Origin of the sequence: Rouxiella sp. S1S-2, from assembly GCF_009208105.1 — a bacterium.
Lineage (GTDB): Bacteria > Pseudomonadota > Gammaproteobacteria > Enterobacterales > Enterobacteriaceae > Rouxiella.
The window spans coordinates 3,439,041-3,453,815 of record NZ_WFKL01000001.1; the positions used below are offsets into that span (position 1 = coordinate 3,439,041).

The following is a 14,775-nucleotide window of genomic DNA, read 5'->3' on the forward strand; positions in this document are numbered from 1 at the left end:
TACTCCTGAGCTTATTCTTTTAGAGTCACAATACCTGTACGATACTTCCCCGATTAATTTTGATTCTATTAAATTTCAATCATTACTCTATTTTTAAAGGGTAAACCCTTCAGGAGTCTTTCGTGAGAATCAACGTGATTGGCACCAGCGGCAGCGGTAAATCAACATTTGCCAAAGCGTTAGCGCACAAGTTAGCCGTGCCTTATATAGAAATGGACGCGCTTTACTGGAAAGCAAACTGGGGTGAAAGCAGTGACGCTGAACTTTTTGCCAAGCTAGAGCAAGCATTGGCGCAGCCTGCCTGGGTATTAGACGGCAACTACAAGCGTACACAGCCGATTAAGTGGCGCAACGTCGAGACGATTATATGGGTGGATTACAGCTTTGGACGAACCCTGTTTCAGGCGGTAAAACGTGCCGTACAGCGCTTGTGGAGCGGCAAAGAAATTTGGGCAGGAACCGGCAATCGTGAAACTTTTCGCAAGAGCTTTCTAAGTCGTGACTCTATTATTCTCTGGACCCTGAAAACATTTTTTAAGAATCGCCGGCAGTATCAAAAACTGATGGGATCACTGCCCAATGATGGCGTAACGTTTATTCGTTTACGGTCCCACAGTCAGGCCGATGACTATATTTCCCGCTTTGCTCTCAAGCACGAAGAAGCAAAAAAAGCCTGACGTAAAAGTCAGGCCCTATTTCAAGAAAATGTCGCGGCAATGCGTGACGCAAACTAGTAATCGACGCCGTTCTCGGCAATATCCATCGCGAAATATGACAGAATAATATCGGCACCGGCACGTTTAATGGCGCCCAGCGTTTCACGAACCACTTTCCGCTCATCAATTGCGCCAGCCTGCGCGGCAAATTTGATCATCGCGTATTCGCCACTGACCTGATAAGCCGCCAAAGGCAGGCGAGAAGCGGCGCGAATGTCGCTGATCACATCCAGATAAGCACCTGCAGGTTTAACCATCAGCGCATCGGCACCTTCGTATTCGTCCATCAATGACTCACGAACGGCTTCGCGGCGGTTCATTGGGTTCATTTGATAGTTTTTACGATTGCCCTGCAACACGCTGCCGCCCGCTTCACGGAACGGTCCGTAGAGTGAAGAGGCAAACTTGGTTGAATACGCCATGATGGAAGTATCGATAAATCCGGCTTCGTCCAGCGCACGGCGGATGGCCTGTACCTGACCATCGGCAGCCGCAGACGGTGCTATAAAATCCGCGCCCGCTGCGGCGGCAACGACCGCCTGTCTGCCCAGATTTTTAAGAGTAGCATCGTTGTCGACGCCATGGTCATGCAACACGCCGCAGTGACCGTGCGAGGTATATTCACAGAAACAGGTGTCAGACATGACAATCATTTCAGGCACAGTGTCTTTACAGATGCGCGCCATACGCGCCACCAGACCGTTTTCGTTCCAGGTGTCACTGCCGGTCTCATCCATATGATGAGAAATACCGAAAGTCATTACCGAACGGATACCGGCCTTAGCATAGCGCTCAATTTCATAAGCCAGTTTCGACTCAGGAATACGCAGAACACCCGGCATGGTTTCAATCACGGTATATTCGGACGTCTCTTCTTCGACAAAGATAGGCAGAACGAGGTCGTTAACGCTGAATTCAGTCTCCTGAAACAGGGCACGCATAGAATCAGACTGTCTCAGGCGACGAGGGCGTAAACTTGGGAACTGATTTGACATGACAACTCCAGCAAAAGCGATATTTCTAACAATAGATACACACGATTATTGGCGCTTATTTTAACCCAATCAAAGATGAATTATTTATCTTTACGTAGCAACTTTCCGCTTAATCCCCCACAGAGGTTATGCCAATACCCAATGGCCCTCGCTGACCTGCTGATAATTACGCGGCAGGGGTTCAAAGCCCAGCGGACGCACCGGACTTTTCAACTCATCGACGTGCAGATGTCGTTTAATACCGCGCCGAGCCGGATCAGGCACCGGCACCGAGGCAATCAGCTTGCGGGTGTAATCATGCTGCGGGTGGTCAAAGATGGCGGCACGCGGGCCAATTTCAACAATTTCACCCAGATACATCACCGCCACCCGATGACTCACCCGCTCGACAACCGCCATATCATGAGAGATAAACAGATAAGAAAGGTTCATGCTTTCTTGTAAATCCAGCAGCAGATTGATCACCTGCGCCTTCACCGACACGTCGAGCGCCGAAACAGATTCGTCGGCCACAATCACTTTAGGGTCCAGCGTCAAGGCGCGAGCAATACAGATGCGCTGACGTTGACCACCGGAAAACTCATGCGGATAGCGGCGCATCATATCTGGCGAAAGCCCAACTTTATTCATTAATGCGGCGGCTTTTTCCAGCGCGTCCGCTTTTCCGGCCAGGCCATGCTGTAATATCGGCTCAATCAGCGCATCGCCAATTTTCATTCGCGGATTAAGGCTGGCAAACGGATCCTGGAAGATCATCTGTATCCGTTGGCGCATCTTGCGCAGCTCCGGCTTGCTCAGATTCATGACGTCAAACCCGTCAAAATTTATCTGCCCGCCGTGGGGCTTGAGTAAGCGGGTAACGGCGCGACCAGTGGTTGATTTTCCACAGCCCGACTCACCCACCAGCGACAGGGTTTCACCTGCGAACAAATCAAAACTGATATTTTCCACCGCGTGAACCGCCCCAACCGGACGACCAAAAATGCCGCCGAGCACCGGAAAACGGGCGCTGAGGTTTTTCACCGACAGCAGCGGGGTTTTATCGGCATCAACGTTGATCAGGCTCTCGCGGGGTTCGCTGGCCAATCCAGTTTGCATATCGATATTAGGAAAACGCAGCGGATGTTCACGGCCGCGCATCGAACCCAAACGCGGCACCGCGGCCAGCAGTGCCCGAGTATAGGGATGCTGCGGGTGCAGAAAAAGGCTCGCCGTTTCCCCACTTTCAACCACTTCCCCCCGGTACATCACCAGCGTGCGGTCGGCAATTTCGGCCACCACCCCCATATCATGGGTAATAAACAGCACCGCCATGCCCTCTTCTTCCTGCAGAGTTTTGATAAGGTCGAGGATCTGCCCCTGAATGGTCACATCAAGCGCAGTGGTGGGTTCATCAGCAATCAGCAGTTTTGGCTTTAGCGCTAGCGCCATGGCAATCATTACGCGCTGGCGCATGCCGCCGGAAAACTGATGCGGATACTCGTCAAATCGCGCGCTGGCATTCGGTATTCGCACTTTTTCCAGCAGCCTGATGGTCTCTTCACGCGCCGCCTTTTTGCCCATGCCACGATGTGTTTTCAGCGTTTCGGCAATCTGGCGACCAATGGTAAAGGTTGGATTAAGCGAGGTCATCGGCTCCTGAAAAATCATCGCGACCTCATTGCCACGGACCTCACGCATCTGCTTCTCGGACAGCCCGGTCAGCGCGCGCTGATTCAGGGTAATAACGCCCTCGATTTTGCTGGTGCGCGCCTTGAGCAGCCGCATTATTGAAAGCGACGTCACGCTTTTACCCGAGCCAGACTCACCGACAATGGCCAGCGTTTCTCCCGGATAGACCTCAAACGATAAATTACGCACCACCGGCAGCCAGTCGTCGTCTCCCTGAAAAGAAGTGGTCAGATTCTCTACTTTTAACACGGGCTGCACAGAGGCCATGGTATTGATCCTTTATATCAGTTAGCAGTCGAACGGGCCGACAGGTGAATTTCAGCGGTGAAGGTAAAATCCCTGTCGAACGGGAAAGTCGGCACGGTTTTTCGGTGACGCGGCAGGCGTTCAACAAATTGATCGACCACGCCGTTGGACAGCGCCATCAGATTTGGATGGGCAATAGGGGCCAATTCTGGTGATAAATAACCTGATTTCACGACCACGATTTTTGCCTGTTGCGGGTCGAGCCCCAGCAGCGTGAAATCGGCAATGTTGTGATAAGGCCTGCGGCGCGCCGAAACCACGACGTCAATGCCGTCAATGCGCAGCACCGCCTGCCTGTCGGCTACATGAGCGGAGTCGGCCAGGCGCAGCACGGTAAATTCGGCGCTAACCTGCGGGCTAGAAGGGTCCAGCGATGCGCCGACAGTCAGGCTTAACGACGCCCCCACACCGGCCTCAAAAGCCGCATCGGTTGCTGGAAGGTCAGTAATTCCGGCCACGATGACGCCGGTTGCGCGCTGCGCGATAAGTTCGCTCAGCAGGTCGGCGCGATCGCCCACGCCACCACCGGTTGGGTTATCACCCGAATCGGCCAACACCACGGGATGCGTTTCGCTGGCTATCGCGTCACGCACGCAGTCCTGCGGCATGTCGGTTTTACACCCAAAAACAAAGTCTTCCCGCACGTCCCAGTAAGCCTGCGCCAGTTTTAGCGCCTGCTGTTCCAACACATCGCGGCGGGTGCCGGTAAAAATGGCCGCCGCCGTGGCGCGTGGCTCATCGGCCCAAACATAGCCCACCATCAGCGAACTGTCCCATATGCCATCAATGTCATCCAGCGCGGGCAAACGTGCATAAAGGCTTTTTGCCGGTTCGTCTTCGGTACTGGTGCGCTCGCCCGGCAGCACCACCGGTATCGGCACCCACAGCAGCGTAGGTTTAACGCCGGTTTGCAGACTCTTCACCAACATCGACACCGAGCGACGCATTGTCTCTTCAACGTCAATGTGCGGCGCGGTGCGGTAGGTCGAAAACATATCAATGGCATCAATGATTTTCTGCGAAACGTTGCCGTGCAAATCGTAACTGACACTTATCGGGCAATCTGGCCCCACCACCTCACGCGCCGCCGTTATCCAGTCACCTTCGGCGTCTTCCATGCCTTCAACGTACATCGCGCCGTGCATCGCCAAATACAGGCCGTCATAAGGTTTATGGGCTTCGAGTCCGGCCAGCATTTCTGCTTTAAACATCTCATAGGTGGCGCGAGAAACCGGTCCTCCGGCAATCGCACGCGCGTGAACGGTCGGCAAAAAGGTCGCTGGATAGTCCTGTAAAAAAGCAAAATACGGAGCGGCCAGCAGCGCTTCATTGCGCACGATGCGGAAATCTTTTTCTTCATTAAGAACAGGATTATAAGTGCTGCATTCAATGTGAATGCCACTGACAGCTATACGCATTGTTTACCTCAGTTGATTTTCAGGTCCGTCAAGAAAACGATGGGCTGCAATGCTTGCCGCGGCGCGAACCCAGGTATCGTCATTGATAGGAAAAGTGTTAACCGGCGTGAGTCCGGCGAATCCGGGCAACACGTTTGTTTCAATCGACTGCTGAACCACTGTGCCTAAAAGGCCGCCAAATGCTCCCTGCTGATGGGCAATGAGAATCAGGCTCGGGTCGATAATTTGAATAAGGTGGGCAATCGCCAGCCCCAGCGCCGAGCCTGCGCGGTGCAAAATTCGGATTGCCGCTGCTGATCCGCTCGTGGCCAACTGTTCCAGTTCGGCGAGGCTGGTCAAAATCAGCCCCTCCTCACGGGCCATTTCCATAATGGCGTTCAGTGAGGCAATAGTGTCGAGGCAGCCACGTTTGCCGCAGCGGCAGGGGGTGCCGTTGAGCTCCAGAGTACAGTGGGCAATTTCACCCGCGCCGCCGTGCAGTCCGCGATGCAACTTCCCGGCAATAAAATGAGCGCTGCCAATGCCTGCGCCGTGGCTTACCAGAGTGAAGGTGTCGAGGTCTCGCGCCTGACCAAAGCGTTTCTCGCTGACCGCCAGCGCTTTGGCGTCATTTTCAATGAACACATCCAGTCCGCTCGCCGCCGCAATCAGCTTCGCCAGCGGCACATCTCGCCAGCCAAGCAGCGCCGACTGGACGCAAATCGACTGATTCTCATCAATAAATCCCGATAACGTCACGCCCATGCCGATTAATCGCGCCGCTGCATCGCTCTGTCCTTCAAGCAGGTCTGGCAAGGCGTGGGCGATATTTTCAGCCAGCAGTTCAGGTTCGCGGCTGAGTACAAATTCGGCGCGGGCAATTATTTCACCTTGTAAATTAATTAGCGCCATCTGTGCGGGGTCTTGCAGCAGCGACACGCCGACAAAATAGGCCCCTTCGGGACGCAGCATCAACCGAACCGACGGCCTTCCCTGACCCGGTCCATTAACGGTTTCCGATTCCTGTAAATATCCGGCGTCGAGCATTTCCCGCACCACACCGCCAATGGCCGCTTTGCTCAGGCCACACAACTGCGCCAATTCAGTACGGCTCAGGCCTTCAGCAGAATTAATCGCCCCTAATATTTGCCGTTGTAATGAACTTAACATTCCGTTTCAGCGCTCTCATTTTTGGCTAATCTGTCTTGACATTAAACTTATAAGATGAATATATCAATGCCAATTAGTTCACAAAATTAACTAAATAATGAAACATAAGCATTTCATATGAAATAAATAAGCGCAGATTGTAGAGAATGCGCTTTAGGCCGTTTTCGAATTCACCGCAACATTGGCAGAGGAAAATCTATGAAAGGTTTCAAAACCATGAGTTCTTCGCGACGTTTAACGCTGCTGGGCTGTGCATTGCTCAGCGCCATCGCCGCCCCTCTTCACGCTGCCACGCTGACGGTGATGCAAAACGAAGCGCCGCGCAGCATGGATCCCGGCAACCAAACCGCCACCTTTACCGCTACCGTACTTGATCCGATGTATGAAGGCCTGCTGAAGATGTCTCCCGAGTTGAAGCTCGAGCCTGCATTGGCAACCTCATGGAGCAGCGACGCCAGTGGACTGATTTGGACCTTCAAACTGCGCAGCGGCGTGACTTTCCACGACGGCACACCTTTTAAAGCCGACGCGGTCGTCGCCAACTTTGCCCGTCATCTTGATGTGAAGCGCGGTTTGGCCGCCAGCGGACGTTTACGCACCTTTATCGACAGCGTGACCAAGGTTGATGACGCAACCGTGGTGTTCAAGCTGAAAAAACCTTATCCGGCTTTTCTCAATCTACTGACCACCGGCGCATGCTTAATGGTCAGCCCAACCGCCGATAAATCTGGCACGCTGGACAGTAAAGCAGTAGGAACCGGCCCGTACAAAATGGTGCAGTACAAAACCGGCGAATACGTGTTGGAAGAAAAATACCCGGGGTACTGGGGCAAGTCGGCTGGACCGGAGGATATTAAGTGGACCTGGAGTGCGGAATCATCCGTGATGAATATGGCGCTGCAGGCCGGTGAAGCCGACGTGATTAACCCGGTGCCGCCACAGTTTGCCAAACAGCTGCAAAACAACCCTAAATTTAAGCTGCACGAAAGTCCGGGCGCGTCAGTGTTTTGGGTCGCCTTAAACACTCAGTTAAAACCGCTCGACGACGTACGCGTGCGTCAGGCGCTTAACTTCGCCACCGACCGCGACGGTTTAGTGCGGGCAATCATGTCCGGCTTCGCCACTCCGGCTAACTCCCCGCTGGCACCGGTAACCCCGGGTTATGACAAAACGCTCAATCCTTATCCGCTGAACGTTGAAAAAGCCAAGGCGCTGTTGAAAGAAGCGGGCTATCCCAACGGTTTCTCAATGTCTATTGCCGTTCAAGGTGCTGATGCCCGCATTGGTCAGGTGCTGCAAAGTATGTGGGCCAAGATTGGCGTGAAGCTTGACGTGCGCCAGATGGAAAGCGGCGTGTGGACCAAGGCCGCCTTTGCCGATCAGGCCGGTAAAAAAGCCGACGGCACCGGCGCCATTCTCGCCTCGTGGTCTTCGGGCGTAAATGGCGCAGACCTGCAGCTTCGACCACTTTACTACAGCGGCAGTTTCGCGCCGGGCGGGGCCAACCTTGGCTTCTTTAGCGATGCAAAACTCGATAACCTGCTCGATACCGCAGCCTCAACGCTCGACGTTAACGCCCGTAATCAGCTCTATGTCCAGGCCCAGCAGGAGATTAATCTTCAGGCTCCTCAGGTGCTGCTCTACTATCAGAACGACCTGTATGCCACCGGCGCGGGCGTGTCTAACGTCTGGATGATCCCCGGCGGAAACGTCATCGTAAAAGACGCGCACAAATAAAGAGTTAACGACGCACTTAACTGTAGGAAACGGCATGAAAGCCTATTTAGCCAAAAAACTGCTGGCCTTTCCGGTCATTTTGATTGGCGTATCGATGCTGATTTTTGTCTCGATACGCGCGCTACCGGGTGACCCCGCGCGCATGATGGCCGGTCCCGAGGCCACGCAGGAGGCCGTCGATCACATGCGTGTGCGGCTGGGGCTGGACCTGCCGTTGGTCACTCAGTACGTGCACTTTGCACGCGACGTGCTGCACGGTAATCTTGGGCTTTCACTTCAGTCCCAGCAGCCGGTGACGCAGGAGATAGGCGAGCGCCTGCCTTATACGCTGGCGCTGGCGGTGCTGGCTTATTTTCTGGCGATTGTGATTGGCGTACCGGCGGGCATGATGGGGGCGATTTATCGCAACCGCTGGCCTGACTACGGCGTGATGCTGTTGGCAATTGCCGGTGCGTCGATTGCTAACTTCTGGCTGGGCCTGATGGCGATGAACACGTTTTCAGTTCAGCTTGGCTGGCTGCCGCTGCTCGGCGCGTCGTCGTGGAAGAGCTATATTCTGCCCTCGGTCACTCTTGCCGTGTTGCCGATGGCGGTAATGGCCAGAATGACCCGTTCGAGCATGCTCGACGTACTGTCGGAGGACTACATCCGCACCGCACGGGCCAAGGGGTTGTCAGCAATGAACATCTATTGCAGTCATGCGTTTCGCAATGCGCTGATCCCGATAGTCACTATTGTGGCACTCAACTTCGGCAGTCTGGTCGGCGGCGCGGTGGTGACGGAGTCAGTATTCAACTGGCCCGGCATCGGCCGTTTACTGGTGGACTCCGTGCGCTATCGCGATTATCCGGTGATTCAGGGCGTGGCGCTGGTCGCCGTCTGCGGCGTCGTGGTGATGAACCTGCTCGGTGAGCTGCTCATCGCCCTGCTCAATCCGAAAATAAGGTTTGAATAATGAGTACCCTGGCAGCCGTGGCGGCGCGTAAAAAAAGCCGCACTACTCTGTTCTTCCGCTGGCTGTGGCGGCATCCGAGCATTACTTTTGGCGGGCTGATCATTGCCGTTATTGTTATTGCCGGGCTGCTTGCGCCGTGGATAACCGGTCACGATCCTTATGCTCAGGATTTGCTTGATACCCTATTGCCCCCTTGCGCCGATCACCTGTTTGGCACCGACGACTATGGTCGTGACATTTTCGCGAGGGTGATTTATGGTGCGCGCATATCCATTCTGGAAGTGCTGCTCAGCGTGGGTTTGGCGATGCTGATTGGCATTCCTCTGGGCGTACTTTCCGGCATGGCAGGGCGCTACGTTGATATGGTTATTATGTGGGTGATGGACATGCTGTTCGCTTTTCCAGGCATCGTGCTGGCGATTTTGGTGGTCAGCATTCTCGGCGGCGGTTTGATCAACTTGCTGATTGCTATCTCGCTGTTTGCCATTCCGGTTTATGCCCGTCTTAGCCGCAACCTGACGCTAGGCCTGAAGCGTATGGAATACGTTGAGGCTGCACAGGCATTGGGTCTGTCCTGGTATCGGATCGTGGTGCACTATATTTTGCGCAACGCTATTGGGCCGATTATTGTGCAATCTACCCTGACCGCCGGTACTGTCATTTTGGCGGCGGCCAGCCTGTCATTTCTTGGTTTGGGCGTACAGCCGCCGATGCCGGAATGGGGTACAATGATGAGTGATGGTCGAAACTTTCTCGGCATAAATATCTACCTCTCGCTGTTCCCCGGTCTGGCAATTATGCTGACCGTGCTCGGCTTTAATGTGCTGGGCGACGGGCTGCGCGACTTACTGGACAAGCGTTCATGATGGTTAACACTGGCTCCGCGGTATTTTGTGCCGATATCGGCGGTTCATTTATTAAATTTGGCCTCTCTCGTCAGCAGGGCGAGGTCACCGAGCTGGCGAAACTGCCGACGCCTGCTGACTCTTGGGACGAATTTGTACTGGCCTTGCAAACTTTGTTGTCGAATCACGGTACTCGTTTGCCCGCCGATACGCCGCTGGCCATTTCCACAGCCGGGCTGGTCTCACCACAAAGTGGCGAAGTGATGGCGACCAATATTCCAGCCTTTGCCGGACACAATCTTGCCGCAGAATTGACGCAAATTCTCAAGCGCAAAGTCAGCGTGGCAAACGATGCCGACTGTTTCGCACTGGCAGAAGCGCACGTGGGTGAGGGTCAGGGGCTGCCAATTGTGATTGGCGTTATTCTCGGTACCGGCGTGGGTGGTGGCATTGTGATTAACGGCCAACTGGTTCGCGGCCACGGCGGCGTTGCCGGCGAATGGGGACACGGGGCTATTACCCGCACTGAACTGCTCGTCGATGGTCAGCGTGTTACCCTGCCGCGCCTGCTCTGCGGATGTGGTCAAACGGGCTGCCTCGACATGTTCGGCGGCGCACGCGGCATGGAAAGGCTGCACCTTGAGCTTCATCAGTTAAGCCACAGCAGCCATCAAATTATTAGCGGCTGGCAAGAGGGCAATTCTCAGTGTGCCTTAACGCTGGAAGTCTGGTTGCAACTGGTCAGCGAACCTCTGGCGCTGCTGGTCAACATTATTGGGCCGTCCAAAATGGTGGTCGGCGGCGGGCTGGCAACGGTAACGCCCTTGATTACCGCACTCGATCAACGGCTGCGAACGCAGACCCTGCATAAATACCCGCAGCCGCTGCTGGTACCGGGTAAGTATGTGAATCAGGGGGGGTTGGTCGGTGCCTCGGTTTTAGGTCGTCAACGCTGAGTCCGGTTTACACGATGTAAAATCAAACCTTAAAAGGTATCGTCACAGGGCTGGCCGATTTTATTGAGCGCGTTGACAACCCCCGCGCGCAACGCCACCAGCGCCCGCTCTTTCTCTTCAATCTGCAATAATTTGCGTGCAAGGCTGGCGCGTTTTTGCTCAACGCTGAACGCGTCATCAACCCAAACAGCCAAAACATCGCCAATCTCTGAAAGGGTAAAGCCCAGCATTTTGGCGTGCTTAATCATCTTTAAGCGCTGTAAATCGACGGCAGAATAAACTTTATAGTTGTTACTGACATTGGGCTGCGGGATTTTCTCCAGCAGTCCTTGACGTTCGTAATAACGCACCGTGTCACGCGGCAGTCCGGCCTTGGCACATAATTCACCGATTCTCATTTTCACCCTCTCTGAAACGTCGCCATGCATTTAACACTAGGCGCTTGACCGTGGACTCACATCAACGGTTTATCCTGTTTTCAGCATATTAGCAAACAGGATAAACAGACATGAAATCTTTCGATTATTCGGGAAAAACCGCACTCATCACCGGCGCATCATCGGGTATTGGGCTCACTATTGCCGAGCAATTGGCGGCGCGCGGCGTTGCACTTATTTTAGTGGCCCGCACGCAGACCAGGCTAGAGGCATTGGCCGACAGGCTCACAAAAAATCACGGCGTCGCCGCTGTCGTTATTGTGCAGGATCTTGGCGCCCCTGATGCAGTCCCCAAACTTATTCAACGGCTAAATGCACTCGCTATCTCACCGGATATATTGGTCAATAACGCAGGCTTCGCCACCTATGGCGTCTTTGAAGACATCGCACTTGAGCGGCAGGAGGAAGAAGTCCGCATTAACTGCCTGACTCCACTGGCGCTGACCCACGCGCTGCTGCCAGCAATGATTAAGCGCGGCGGCGGTGCAATCATTAACGTGGCCTCAACCGCCGCCATGCAGCCGGACCCTTATATGGCGACGTACGGTGCCACTAAAGCTTTTCTCCTCGCCTTTTCAGAAGCGCTATGGGCTGAAAACAGACAGCGCGGCGTACGCGTGCTGGCGCTTTGTCCCGGCGCAACCGAAACGGCATTTTTTGACGTGGTCAATGCTGAAGAAGCTGCGGTTGGGAAAAGGATGTCGGCGAATACCGTGGTTGATATTGGCCTGAAAGCGCTGGATAAAAACCGCAGTTACGTCATTACCGGGTGCAGTAACTGGCTGTTAGGCCAACTGCAGAGGTGGGTGACCCGTAGGCGTATCTTAATCATCGCCGAAAAAATGCTGCGACCAAAGAGCATGAGGGTTTGAGCGTATTCATTATTTGCCCCTCATCCTTGAAATAAGGGGCAAAAGAGCTTACTTCAAATCATAGAAACAGTCGGCGTCGAGAGTAATCTCGGCAATTTTTTGCACCGGCCCGCGCATATTGACCATAAAATCTCCCGAGAAGGAGATGGCCAACTGACCTCCAGGCATGGTAACGGTCACGTTATCATCGACTAATCCAAGTTTGCGCATTGCGCTGGCGGCAGCACAGCTGCTGCTGCCTGATGCTAGCGTGTAACCTGCGCCCCGCTCCCAAATTCCAATGTTGATATTTTCTCTATCAATCACTTCAACAAACTGCACGTTGGTACGCTTGGGAAAAATAGCCAGCGTTTCAATCAGCGGTCCCAGTTGATGCACCCACTGCAGATCGAGCTTTTCAACGCGCACGACGCAATGCGGATTGCCCATCGAAACCAGCGTAACATTCAGGCTATGTCCTGCCACCACCAGCGGCTGGTCGAGCATCTGCTCACCGTCAACGTGTGCAGGCAGCGCAGACGGTGAAAACTTGGCCTGTCCCATATCGACAATCACCTGATGCGCGCCCTCAGTCACCTCACAGCTCACCTGCCCGCCCAGCGTGTTAACCAGAAATGGCGCATGCCCCACTCTTTTAATATCGAAAAGGTAGCGCGCGTAAATACGCAGGCCATTGCCGCTTTTTTCAGCTTCCGAGCCGTCCGGATTAATGATTCGCACACGCGGAACCTCTTCATCATCGATATCGATCAGGAGGCCGTCGGATCCAATGCCATAATTGCGATCGCAAATACGGCTTATCTGCTCCAATGAAAATTGTGCCGCCACACTGTGATGACAAACCAGATAGTCATTACCTAAGCCATGATAGCGATGAAAAAGAGAGGAATGCATAGTCAGCTCTGCCTGTAATAAAGGATGTTAATAACAATATTAATAGGAATGTTAAAAGAATACACCACCGCGTAAATCCTCGGAAGCGCTCGCTCTTCCAACGCTTCACCGCCTTTTTCATTCACTGATTTCACGTTTGAAACAGCCGATCATTTTTCGACACCAGAAAACATCGTTATAAATAAAAATCATACCTCGATAACGATTTTATGGCTGACATTATGCTTTACAGCCCCTAACGTGGTTAAACAGCCAAAGGCAATAATAAATACAACATATTGTTTAATAAATAAAAAATCTTTTAATATTTCTTACTCTCTGCATGGATGCAACGACTTAAAAAACATTAATTTTTTAGAAAGTTTTAATCCGATCACATATTAATAAAAAAAATAGAGAGCATACCCTATGAGTCAGAACAGTATTGTCGATGTAAAAGGCTGGATAGATTCCCGCTCTATTTCGGGCTACCAGTGGCTGATTTTGTCGCTGTGTTTCATCATTATCATGTTTGACGGCTACGATGCCGCCGTCATGGGCTTTATTGCTCCCGCTCTGATGGAAGACTGGGGAATGGGTCGCGGCGCAATGGGGCCGATTTTAGGCGCGGCGATGTTCGGTGTAGCCATCGGCGCACTGGTTGCGGGTCCCTATGCCGACCGCTTTGGCCGCAAACGAATTTTGCTGATTTCAATTATGTGTTTCGCCACCTTTAGTCTGTTAAGTACCTTCGCACGCACGCCGATGGAAATGGCTATTCTGCGTTTTCTTACTGGCTTAGGTCTTGGTGCCGTGATGCCTAATACCGTGACGCTGGTTTCAGAATATATGCCCGAACGCCGCCGCAGTCTGATGATCACTGTCATGTACAGCGGTTTCAACATCGGTTCCGGTGCCGGGGGATTTATTGCCGCCGGTCTGTTGCCGCACTTTGGTTGGAAAGCCGTGCTGTTCGCCGGCGGGGTTGTCCCTTTACTGATGCTGCCGCTGCTGATGTGGATTTTGCCTGAATCGGCGATGTACATGGTGGTGCGCAACGTCGCCAAAGAGAAAATTGAAAAAGTCCTACGACGCGCGGGCGGTGTGTTTACCCGTGAAACAAAATTTGTGCTCAAAGCCCCAGTGATTCAGAAAAAAGCCAAGGTATTACAGTTGTTCACCAAAGGCTATACCAAGGGAACGCTGGTGCTGTGGTTGACCTATTTTATGGGTCTTTTCGTTATCTATCTGCTTAACGGATGGCTGCCCACCATTATGCGTAACAGCGGTTTCTCACTGGAGCGCGCCGCCATTGTTGCCGGTTTATTCCAGCTTGGCGGCACTTTTGGCGGACTGATGGTGGGGGGACTGATGGACAAGTTCAAGGCGCGTCGCGTTATTGCGCTGTTTTATATGGTCGGCATGGGCTGTCTGCTGACGCAAGGGATCGGCAACTTCGGTGCCACCGCGCTGGCCGTGCTGGTGTTCTTCAGCGGCGTCTGTATTAACGGTGCACAAACCGGACTGCAGGCCTTCTCTCCCGCATTTTATCCCACCGAAATGCGCGCTACCGGCGTGTGCTGGATGCACGGTATTGGCCGCACTGGGGCCATTATCAGCTCTTCCACCGGCGGGATTTTACTTGGCTTGTTCTCCGGTCAAAACGTTATTTTCCTGGTTCTGGCCCTTCCGGCACTGCTGGCAGGCCTGAGTATTTTGATGCATCGACCGGCACACCCGCCCGAAATGATCAAAGGCATTGACCTAAATGATATTCCAGCGCTGTCGCGCACCATGAATGTTCGTTAATTCATTGATTAAAAAATAAATTAAAGGTGATGAAGG

General features: G+C 53.3%; 13 protein-coding genes. 7 read left to right on the forward strand and 6 right to left on the reverse strand.

Features of this window, described 5'->3' with window-relative positions; translation table 11 throughout:
• The first annotated feature begins 122 nt into the window (after nucleotides 1-122).
• Complete coding sequence (locus GA565_RS15830) at nucleotides 123-677, forward strand: shikimate kinase (protein ID WP_152199272.1); 555 nt, start codon at nucleotides 123-125, stop codon at nucleotides 675-677.
• Between the two features lie 53 nt (nucleotides 678-730).
• Here the strand turns inward: GA565_RS15830 and hemB are convergent, their stop codons facing one another.
• The 4 genes from hemB to GA565_RS15850 all read right to left on the reverse strand — a co-directional run bounded on the left by hemB (nucleotide 731) and on the right by GA565_RS15850 (nucleotide 6,255).
• The gene (hemB, locus tag GA565_RS15835) at nucleotides 731-1,711 is read right to left on the reverse strand and encodes a porphobilinogen synthase (protein WP_152199273.1); all 981 of its coding nucleotides are present in this window, start codon (nucleotides 1,709-1,711) and stop codon (nucleotides 731-733) included.
• Nucleotides 1,712-1,837: 126 nt separating this feature from the next.
• Nucleotides 1,838-3,649, reverse strand: coding sequence for an ABC transporter ATP-binding protein (locus GA565_RS15840; RefSeq protein WP_152199275.1), 1,812 nt, complete (start codon nucleotides 3,647-3,649; stop codon nucleotides 1,838-1,840).
• A 17-nt stretch (nucleotides 3,650-3,666) separates the two neighbouring features.
• Entirely contained in the window at nucleotides 3,667-5,106 is a 1,440-nt protein-coding gene (locus tag GA565_RS15845) for a M81 family metallopeptidase (protein ID WP_152199277.1), read from the reverse strand.
• A 3-nt stretch (nucleotides 5,107-5,109) separates the two neighbouring features.
• The gene (locus tag GA565_RS15850; protein WP_152199279.1) at nucleotides 5,110-6,255 is read right to left on the reverse strand and encodes an ROK family transcriptional regulator; all 1,146 of its coding nucleotides are present in this window, start codon (nucleotides 6,253-6,255) and stop codon (nucleotides 5,110-5,112) included.
• 198 nt (nucleotides 6,256-6,453) lie between these two features.
• On the opposite strand from GA565_RS15850, the gene GA565_RS15855 reads away from it, so the two are divergent.
• From GA565_RS15855 to GA565_RS15870, 4 genes are read left to right on the forward strand one after another with little or no spacing between them, the layout of a single operon-like run.
• A complete protein-coding gene (locus GA565_RS15855) occupies nucleotides 6,454-7,992 on the forward strand; it encodes an ABC transporter substrate-binding protein (RefSeq protein WP_152199280.1) in 1,539 nt (512 codons plus the stop codon).
• Between the two features lie 34 nt (nucleotides 7,993-8,026).
• Nucleotides 8,027-8,947, forward strand: coding sequence for an ABC transporter permease (locus GA565_RS15860; protein WP_152199282.1), 921 nt, complete (start codon nucleotides 8,027-8,029; stop codon nucleotides 8,945-8,947).
• Nucleotides 8,947-9,813 carry an ABC transporter permease gene (locus tag GA565_RS15865; protein ID WP_152199283.1) on the forward strand — a complete coding sequence of 289 codons (867 nt, stop codon included), beginning with the start codon at nucleotides 8,947-8,949 and terminating at the stop codon, nucleotides 9,811-9,813. Before GA565_RS15860 ends, GA565_RS15865 begins: the two co-directional genes overlap by 1 nt.
• Nucleotides 9,810-10,748: an ROK family protein gene (locus GA565_RS15870; protein WP_152199285.1), complete on the forward strand. Its 939-nt coding sequence runs from the start codon at nucleotides 9,810-9,812 to the stop codon at nucleotides 10,746-10,748. The genes GA565_RS15865 and GA565_RS15870 overlap by 4 nt, the downstream gene beginning before the upstream one ends.
• A 29-nt stretch (nucleotides 10,749-10,777) precedes the next feature.
• Here GA565_RS15870 and GA565_RS15875 read toward each other — a convergent pair whose 3' ends face one another.
• The gene (locus GA565_RS15875; protein WP_152199287.1) at nucleotides 10,778-11,146 is read right to left on the reverse strand and encodes a MerR family transcriptional regulator; all 369 of its coding nucleotides are present in this window, start codon (nucleotides 11,144-11,146) and stop codon (nucleotides 10,778-10,780) included.
• Between the two features lie 110 nt (nucleotides 11,147-11,256).
• On the opposite strand from GA565_RS15875, the gene GA565_RS15880 reads away from it, so the two are divergent.
• Entirely contained in the window at nucleotides 11,257-12,057 is an 801-nt protein-coding gene (locus GA565_RS15880; RefSeq protein WP_152199289.1) for an SDR family oxidoreductase, read from the forward strand.
• Nucleotides 12,058-12,105: 48 nt separating this feature from the next.
• Here GA565_RS15880 and dapF read toward each other — a convergent pair whose 3' ends face one another.
• On the reverse strand, nucleotides 12,106-12,951 hold the full coding sequence (gene dapF, locus GA565_RS15885) for a diaminopimelate epimerase (RefSeq protein WP_152199291.1): 846 nt from the start codon (nucleotides 12,949-12,951) through the stop codon (nucleotides 12,106-12,108).
• 408 nt (nucleotides 12,952-13,359) lie between these two features.
• Here dapF and GA565_RS15890 point away from each other — a divergent pair, with 408 nt between their 5' ends.
• Nucleotides 13,360-14,739, forward strand: coding sequence for an aromatic acid/H+ symport family MFS transporter (locus GA565_RS15890; protein ID WP_152199292.1), 1,380 nt, complete (start codon nucleotides 13,360-13,362; stop codon nucleotides 14,737-14,739).
• Nucleotides 14,740-14,775: the final 36 nt, after the last annotated feature.